This window comes from Streptomyces sp. NPDC059037, assembly GCF_042740015.1.
Lineage (GTDB): Bacteria > Actinomycetota > Actinomycetes > Streptomycetales > Streptomycetaceae > Streptomyces.
Map to the genome: position 1 here is coordinate 1 of NZ_JBHYIG010000400.1, position 6,829 is coordinate 6,829.

The 6,829-nt window shown below is 70.0% G+C and carries 6 protein-coding genes and 1 pseudogene; 3 read left to right on the top strand and 4 right to left on the bottom strand.

Annotated features, from left to right (window positions below):
* The first annotated feature begins 153 nt into the window (after window positions 1-153).
* Window positions 154-1,830, top strand: coding sequence for a threonine/serine exporter ThrE family protein (locus tag ACFWY6_RS43075; protein WP_384702664.1), 1,677 nt, complete (start codon window positions 154-156; stop codon window positions 1,828-1,830).
* Between the two features lie 60 nt (window positions 1,831-1,890).
* On the opposite strand, the gene ACFWY6_RS43080 is transcribed toward ACFWY6_RS43075, so the two are convergent.
* Complete coding sequence (locus tag ACFWY6_RS43080) at window positions 1,891-2,586, bottom strand: DedA family protein (RefSeq protein WP_384702667.1); 696 nt, start codon at window positions 2,584-2,586, stop codon at window positions 1,891-1,893.
* A 136-nt stretch (window positions 2,587-2,722) separates the two neighbouring features.
* Between ACFWY6_RS43080 and ACFWY6_RS43085 the strand changes: the two are divergent.
* Window positions 2,723-3,129, top strand: a pseudogene (locus ACFWY6_RS43085) (YbjQ family protein).
* A 56-nt stretch (window positions 3,130-3,185) separates the two neighbouring features.
* Here ACFWY6_RS43085 and ACFWY6_RS43090 read toward each other — a convergent pair.
* Complete coding sequence (locus ACFWY6_RS43090) at window positions 3,186-3,944, bottom strand: MerR family transcriptional regulator (RefSeq protein WP_384702670.1); 759 nt, start codon at window positions 3,942-3,944, stop codon at window positions 3,186-3,188.
* Window positions 3,945-4,094: 150 nt separating this feature from the next.
* Between ACFWY6_RS43090 and ACFWY6_RS43095 the strand changes: the two genes are divergently transcribed.
* A complete protein-coding gene (locus tag ACFWY6_RS43095; protein WP_384702673.1) occupies window positions 4,095-5,516 on the top strand; it encodes a glutamate decarboxylase in 1,422 nt (473 codons plus the stop codon).
* A gap of 18 nt (window positions 5,517-5,534) precedes the next feature.
* Here ACFWY6_RS43095 and ACFWY6_RS43100 read toward each other — a convergent pair whose 3' ends face one another.
* Together ACFWY6_RS43100 and ACFWY6_RS43105 are read right to left on the bottom strand one after the other, a co-directional pair.
* The gene (locus ACFWY6_RS43100) at window positions 5,535-6,350 is read right to left on the bottom strand and encodes an ABC transporter permease (RefSeq protein WP_384702679.1); all 816 of its coding nucleotides are present in this window, start codon (window positions 6,348-6,350) and stop codon (window positions 5,535-5,537) included.
* Between the two features lie 26 nt (window positions 6,351-6,376).
* A partial coding sequence (locus ACFWY6_RS43105) for a DUF4162 domain-containing protein (RefSeq protein ID WP_384702676.1) occupies window positions 6,377-6,829 on the bottom strand: 453 nt, incomplete at its 5' end.

Below are 6,829 nucleotides of genomic sequence, written 5' to 3' on the forward strand. Positions count from 1 at the left end.
GGCCGGGGCCCTGGGACACTTCCCCTCCCCCCCCCGACTCTGCGGGGCCGGGGGGTCTTCACCAGGACCGCGCGGCCCGTTCGCGTATCCCCGCGCATACTGTTCGTACTGGAGGTGCACAAGGGTTCGTATGTGGGAAAGAGGCTGAAGTAAGTGGCTGACCAGCAGGATGCGGAAGACCGCAAGCCACAGTCGGACGAGGCACGCAGCGCGTTCACTCAGCCCACCGGTGTAGTGCCGCAGCCTCCGGTGCCCGAGGACGAGGCGCAGACGACCTCCGAGTTCGCGATCCCGACGGGTCTGCCGAGTCCCTCGTCGACGACTCAGGAGACCGACAAGTCGGCGTTCACCCCGCCGCACACCTACAGCGCCCGCACCGCGCCGCCCGCCTTCACGCCCCCGCACGGCGTCCCCCTGGTGAAGCTCACCAAGGAAGTGCCCTGGCAGGACCAGATGCGCACGATGCTGCGCATGCCGGTCGCCGAGCGGCCCACTCCGGAGGCGTCGCAGCGGCACGAGGACGAGACCGGGCCCGCCGTGCCGCGCGTGCTCGACCTGACGCTGCGTATCGGCGAGCTGCTGCTCGCGGGCGGTGAGGGCGCCGAGGACGTGGAGGCGGCGATGTTCGCCGTCTGCCGCAGCTACGGCCTCGACCGCTGCGAGCCGACCGTGACGTTCACGCTGCTCTCGATCTCGCACCAGCCGTCCCTGGTGGAGGACCCGGTCACGGCCTCCAGGACGGTACGCCGCCGGGGCACCGACTACACGCGGCTCGGGGCGGTCTTCCAGCTGGTGGACGACATCAGCGACACGGACACCGATGTCTCCCTGGAGGAGGCCTACCGGCGTCTCGCGGCGATCCGCCGTAACCGCCACCCCTACCCCGGCTGGGCGCTGACGGCGGCGAGCGGGCTGCTCGCCGGTGCGGCCTCCGTGCTCGTCGGCGGTGGCGTCCTCGTCTTCGTGATCGCGGCGTTCGGCGCGATGCTCGGCGACCGTCTCGCCTGGCTGTGCGCGGGGCGCGGTCTTCCGGAGTTCTACCAGTTCGTGATGGCCGCGATGCCGCCCGCCGCGATGGGCGTGGCGCTCAGCCTCATACATTCCCAGGAGGTCAGAGCCTCCGCGGTGATCACCGGTGGGCTGTTCGCGCTGATCCCGGGGCGGGCCCTGGTGGCCGGCGTACAGGACGGTCTGACGGGCTACTACATCACCGCGGCCGCCCGTCTCCTGGAGGTCTGCTACCTCGTCGTGGGCATCGTCGTCGGCGTGCTGCTGGTGCTTTCGCTCGGCGTGATGCTGGACGCGACGAGCCTGAAGCCGGAGACGGCGTTCCTGGAGACCACATCGCGCCCGGTGATACAGATCCTGGCGTCGATGGCGCTGAGTCTCGCCTTCGCGATCCTGCTCCAGCAGGAGCGCAACACGGTGCTGATCGTGACGCTGAACGGCGGGATCGCCTGGGTGATGTTCGGCGCCCTCGCGCAGACCCCGCTCGAGCTGTCGCCGGTGGCGGCGACGGCGATCGCCGCCGGGCTCGTGGGCCTGTTCGGGCAGCTCTTCTCGCGCTACCGGTTCGCCTCTTCACTGCCGTACGTCACGGCGGCGATCGGCCCGCTGCTGCCCGGTAGCGCGATCTACTTCGGGCTGCTCGCCCTGGCGCAGAACGACATGACCACGGGTCTCAACTCGCTCACCAAGGCCGCCGCTACGGCGCTTGCCATCGCGATCGGCGTGAACCTGGGGAGCGAGGTCTCCCGGCTGATCCTGAAGGTGCCGGGCGCCACGTCTGCCGCGAACCGCCGCGCGGCCAAGCGGACGCGCGGCTTCTAGCCGCTCTGGCTGTTCCGGCCGTACGGGGAGCTGCCCGCTCTTGCCGTACGGGGGAGCCGCTCAGCGCTTGGCGTGCCGGCCGCGCGGCGCCTGGGGCGCCGCCCCGGGGGCCTCGCCGGCGGTCGCCGCAGCCTTCTTGGACTTGCCACGTGCGCGCAGGTACTCGACCACGAGCGGCGCCGCCGAGAGCAGGACGATCAGGATGAGGATCGGCTCGATGTTCGTGCGCACGAAGTCGATCTTGCCGAGCCAGGCACCGAGCAGCGTGACGCCAGCGCCCCAGAGGACGCCGCCGATGACGTTGAACGTGATGAACGAGCGGTACCGCATGCCGCTGACGCCGGCGATGATCGGCGTGAACGTCCGCACGATGGGCACGAAGCGGGCCAGGACCAGGGACTTCGGGCCGTGCTTCTCGAAGAACTCGTGCGCCTTGACCACGTTCTCCTGCTTGAAGAGCTTGGAGTCCGGGCGGTTGAAGAGCGCGGGGCCGACCTTCTTGCCGAAGAGATAGCCCGCCTGGTCGCCGAGGATCGCGGCGACGCAGATGAGGACGACGCACAGCCACAGCGGGAAGTCGAGCTGCTGCGTCGTGATCAGCAGACCCGTGGTGAACAGCAGCGAGTCGCCCGGCAGGAAGAAGCCGATGAGCAGGCCGGACTCGGCGAAGACGATCGCCGCCAGGCCCCACACCCCGAACGTGTTCAGAAGGTAATCCGGTTCCAGCCAGCTTGGTCCGAGCGCAAGCGTCGTCACGGTTCCGGGCTCCTGTGGGTGAGGGGTCGATGCGGCGGGGACGGCCGCCCAAAGCTATCAACGCGAGGTGACGTGCCCAGGTTCCACTGCACATCCCAGGGTGCACTGTGCGCCACCTGGGACAAAGCTGTGTGCCATGGGTATCGAAGATTTCGGCGGCGGCACCGATCCGCACTCCGACGTACTGGTCGTGACGACGAACGACGTACCGGGCTACCGCGTCCAACAGGTTATCGGTGAGGTCTTCGGCTCACCGTGCTTCCCCAAGCTCTCGGCTGCGCTCGAGCAGGGGAGACCCCATCCCGGCACCTGGGCAGCCAGATCGGCGCCGGCCTCAAGTCCATGATCGGCGGCGAGCTGAAGGGCCTCACGAAGACGCTGGTGGAGACCCGGAACCAGGCCATGGAGCGCCTCATCGAGCAGGCACGCGCGCGGGGTGCCAACGCGGTCCTGATGATGCGCTTCGACGTCACCGAGGCCGCGGACGTGGGCACGGAGGTCTGTGCGTACGGGACGGCGGCCGTGATCGCCCAGGAGCAGTGAGCCTGGGGCAGCAGTAAGGGGCATCCGCCACTGCGGACGCCCCTTACTGACCCATCTCAGCTGTTGCGCACCGCGTTCGCCAGGATCGCGTCCCGCATGAACACCGCGAGCCCCGGCCGGATGGCCTCGTAGAAGGCGGTGAACCGCTCGTCGGCGACGTACATCTCACCGAGGCAGGTGTGGATCTCGTACGAGCACTCGTAGTGGTGCCGCGAGATGAAGCGGCGGTGCTCCTCCGCCCCGTCCATCGCCTCCTCGGAGTCGGCCGCGACGCCCCGGTCGAGCAGCTCGCCCATGTGGGCGTGGACCGCGGTGAACTCGTCGTTGATCCGCTTCCAGTCGTCCTTGGTGTACGAGGCCTGCCTGCGCTGCGACTCCTTGTAGCCGTCGGTGTCGCCCCAGCGCCGCTCGACCTCCTCCGCGTACTGGTCGGGATCGTGGTCCCCGAAGACCTCGAACTTCTCCGCGGGCGTGAGGTTGATGCCCATCTTCTTCGCCTCCATGGCGGTCTCGACGGCGGCGGCCATCTCCTGGAGCTTGGTGATCCGGGCGGTCAGCAGTTCGTGCTGGCGGCGCAGATGCTCGCGCGGGTCCGTCTCCGGGTCGTCCAGGAGGGCCGCCACCTCGTCGAGGGGGAAGCCCAGCTCCCGGTAGAACAGGATCTGCTGCAGCCGGTCCAGGTCGTCGTCGCTGTAGCGCCGGTGGCCCGCATGGCTGCGCTCGCCGGGCACGAGCAGGCCGATCTCGTCGTAGTGGTGCAGCGTGCGCACCGTCACTCCGGCGAAACCGGCGACCTGTCCCACGGAGTAGCTCATGGCTCCCGCCTCTCTCTCGGTACGCACCTCAGCCTGTGTCCTCACGCCACGTGAGGTGCAAGTGCAGGCCCCGGCAGCGGGCCATATCCTCGCCAGCAGGGACATAAAAGCCTGTACCGGGAGAACCCCTCAGCCCCGAGGAGACCGCCCATGCCGTTCCACCGCAGCGAGGACCCCGACGGCGACTCCAAGGAGCGCCCTCTCGCGGTGAACCCCTTCTACGGAGAGGCCGACCCGGTCGGCGGCATGACCGAGGCGCCGCCCAAGCACCGCCTCGCCGAAGGACCGCTGCCGCCCATGACGGCGTACCAGGTGGTGCACGACGAGCTGATGCTGGACGGTAACGCGCGGCTCAACCTCGCCACCTTCGTCACCACCTGGATGGAGCCGCAGGCCGACGTCCTGATGGCGGAGTGCCGGGACAAGAACATGATCGACAAGGACGAGTACCCGCGCACCGCCACGCTGGAGCGGCGCTGCGTGGCGATGCTCGCCGACCTGTGGCACGCGCCGGACCCGACGGCGGCCGTCGGCTGCTCGACGACCGGGTCGAGCGAGGCGTGCATGCTCGCCGGGATGGCGCTCAAGCGCCGCTGGATGAAGAAGAACGGCGACCGCTACCCCTCCCCCGACGCCCGCCCGAACCTCGTCATGGGCGTCAACGTCCAGGTCTGCTGGGACAAGTTCTGCAATTTCTGGGAGGTCGAGGCCCGCCAGGTCCCCATGGAGGGCGACCGTTTCCACCTGGACCCCGAGGCCGCCGCAGCGCTCTGCGACGAGAACACGATCGGCGTGGTGGCCGTGCTCGGCTCGACCTTCGACGGTTCGTACGAGCCGGTCGCCGAGCTCTGCGCGGCCCTGGACGCCCTCCAGGAGCGCACCGGCCTTGACATCCCCGTGCATGTCGACGGCGCGTCCGGCGGGATGATCGCGCCCTTCATCGACGAGGACCTGGAGTGGGACTTCCGGCTGCCGAGGGTGGCGTCGATCAACACCTCGGGCCACAAGTACGGCCTGGTCTATCCGGGCGTCGGCTGGGCCCTGTGGCGGGACGCGGACGCACTGCCGGAGGAGCTGGTGTTCCGGGTGAACTACCTCGGCGGTGACATGCCGACGTTCGCGCTGAACTTCTCCCGGCCCGGCGCGCAGGTCGCCGCGCAGTACTACACGTTCCTGCGCCTGGGCCGCGGCGGCTACCGGGCCGTGCAGCAGGCGAGCAGGGACGTCGCCCGCGGGCTCGCCGAACGCGTCGAGGCGCTCGGCGACTTCCGGCTGATCACGCGCGGCGACCAGCTGCCGGTGTTCACGTTCACGACGCGGGACGACGTCAAGGCGTACGACGTCTTCGACGTGTCCCGGCGGCTGCGCGAGCGGGGCTGGCTGGTGCCCGCGTACACCTTCCCGGCCCACCGCGAGGACCTGGCGGTGCTCCGCGTGGTCTGCCGCAACGGCTTCTCGGCCGACCTCGCGGACCTGTTCATCGCGGACCTGCGGCGACTGCTGCCCGAACTGCGCAGCCAGCCCCACCCGTTCACCCGGGACCGGGAGGCGGCCACGGGGTTCCACCACTAGGGGAGCGCACCTGCGTGCCTACTTGCTGAGCGCCCCGAACTTCCGCACGGCCAGCGGCAGGAACACCCCCACGAGCACCACGGGCCACAGCACGGCAAGCAGCCCCGCATGCTCGGCCGCCCACGAAGTGCCCACCACTCCCGGGTCGTTGCCGAACAGATCGCGCACCGCCGTGGCCGTCGCCGACATCGGGTTCCACTCGACCACCGCGCCGAGCCAGCCCGGCATGTTCTGCGGGACGGTGAAGGCGTTGGAGAGGAAGCCGACCGGCCAGACCAGGATCTGCACGGCCGCCACCAGCTCCGGCTTCCCCGCGACCATCGCCAGATGGATGCCGATCCACAGCATCGCGAACCGCAGCAGGAGCAGCAGCCCCACCGCGCCGAGCGCCGCCCCGAAGGAGCCGTGCCAGCGCCAGCCGATCGCGAGGCCGACGCCGATCATGACCAGGAGCGAGGCGAAGGACTGCAGCATGTCGGCGACCGAACGGCCCACGAGGACCGCCCCGTTGGTCATCGGCATCGACCGGAAGCGGTCGATCACGCCCTTGTTGAGGTCCTGGGTGACCGCGACCATCGTGGCGTCCAGGCCGAAGGTCATGGTCAGCGCGAACATGCCGGGCACCAGGAACTCGGCGTAGTCGCCCTCGATGCCCTTTCCGCCGCCGATCAGGTAGTTGAACATCAGCAGCAGCATCACGGGGAAGACCAGGCCGACGAGGACCTGCACGGGCTGCCGCGCCCAGTGCGCGAGTTCGCGCCGGGTCATGGTCCAGGAGTCGGTCGCGGCCCAGCCGATCGCCGAGCCCCGCGCCATCGGTGTACCGGCCGTCATCGACGGACCACTCGTCATGGACGTACTCACACGGCCTCCTTCATACGTTCCTGATCTTCGGTACGTCCCGTGAGCCGCAGGAACACCTCGTCCAGCGTCGGCCTGCGCACCGCGATGTCCTCGGCCTCGATGCCGGCCGCCCGCAGCGCCTGTACGACCCCGGTGAGCGCCTCCATCCGGTCCGCGACCGGTGCGCTCGCCAGCCTGCGGTCGGCGTCCAGGGCGGCATCGCCGGGCAACAGGCGGGCCACGTCCTCCAGTTGGGCCGCGTCCCGCACCACCACGTCGATCCGGTCGCCGCCGATCTTCGACTTCAGCTCGTCCGCCGTGCCGTCCGCGATGACCCGGCCGTGGTCGACCACCGAGATGCGGTGCGCGAGCTGGTCGGCCTCTTCGAGGTACTGGGTGGGGAGGGGGTCCGGCGTGGCCGCGGGCCCCAGGCGGCGGGCCCCCGGCCCCCCCCGCGGGGGGGCGGGCGG

Coding starts and splice junctions, on each gene's coding strand:
- ACFWY6_RS43090 (WP_384702670.1), bottom strand. CDS start 3,944: ATGAGCTACTCCGTGGGACAGGTCGCCGGTTTCGCCGGAGTGACGGTG.
- ACFWY6_RS43095 (WP_384702673.1), top strand. CDS start 4,095: ATGCCGTTCCACCGCAGCGAGGACCCCGACGGCGACTCCAAGGAGCGC.
- ACFWY6_RS43100 (WP_384702679.1), bottom strand. CDS start 6,350: ATGACGGCCGGTACACCGATGGCGCGGGGCTCGGCGATCGGCTGGGCC.